This is a genomic window from Micromonospora sp. C31 (assembly GCF_018070575.1).
Classification (GTDB): domain Bacteria; phylum Actinomycetota; class Actinomycetes; order Mycobacteriales; family Micromonosporaceae; genus Micromonospora.
This window is the reverse complement of the sequence record NZ_JAGPXN010000068.1, coordinates 1-978: the sequence shown is the minus strand read 5'-3', so window position 1 is coordinate 978 and position 978 is coordinate 1. Positions and strand designations below refer to the sequence as shown.

Here is a 978-nt window from a genome sequence, read left to right as displayed (position 1 = left end):
TCGGATACGCCGCACGCTCACCCATGATCAGCCCAACGCCGGCCGGACCTACCGGTTACGACCACGGCTCACATTCACATGCCGGCCCAAACCCAGAATGGACGAAAGCTACCGAACCACCCTCTCAGCGAGTCCAGGGAACCAGTGGTGATGCCAATCCGGGCGCCGCCTATTACCGGGATCGCCTACGGAAGGCGGTCGCTCAACTCACTGCCGCTTGCGCGAAGCACGGCGTCACGGTCGAGGTATAGCCCTCAACTCGTCGTCTCAGGTTGGTTGAGGGCTGGGTCGAAGAGTTGCGCGGTGAGGACGCCAGTGCTGCTGTTGCCCCTTCAGGCACGGCGGTCGCTATGGGTCGGCAGGGCTCGGTATGTAGAGCTGCGACCGGCAGATCATGCGGGTTCCACTCGAACGCTGCGCGTCGGGTAGCAGGTCCGCCAAGACGCGTGCGCCGATCACGCCAACCAGGACGAGGGCGGTGCTGGCGGACGCCAGCGGCTTGAACGGTTGGTCGCTGGTTGACGGCGGTGGTGAAGCTTGCCCCATGTCCGGGCTCCGGGCGGCGAGGAGTACCTACCTCTGGGGAGCGGTTGACCCTGACTACCGCTCGTTCGGCCGACAAAGCCGGCGGCCACGCCGGAGCCTGCACACCGTCGGGCCTCGCGTTAGCGAGCGTGCGGACCGGCACGCTCGCAGTGACGTACTACCGCGAACTCGACCGCGACCAGCCGTGCGTGGAGCGTGAAGAGCCGCAGGTCCCCGCGCCCTTGACCCTGCGTGTCTCGTGCCTTGGCACGGACACGGCGCCCGCCCCGGTTGTTCGGTCGCACCCGCGAGCACGGTCAATGAGGCCTTTTCATCCTGCGTAGCGGTTGGATTCGGTGCGGTGCAGGACGAGGATCGCCTGCACGATCGCGGTGGCTCGGCGTGGGCAGCAGCGCAGCTTGGCCAGGATCTTCCAGGTTTTGAGCGTGGCAA

The 978-nt window shown here is 66.5% G+C and carries 1 pseudogene; it reads right to left on the bottom strand.

Going from position 1 to position 978, the window contains the following annotated elements:
* Positions 1-856: 856 nt before the first annotated feature.
* Positions 857-978, bottom strand: a pseudogene (locus KBX06_RS27470) (IS5/IS1182 family transposase); the annotation flags it as partial.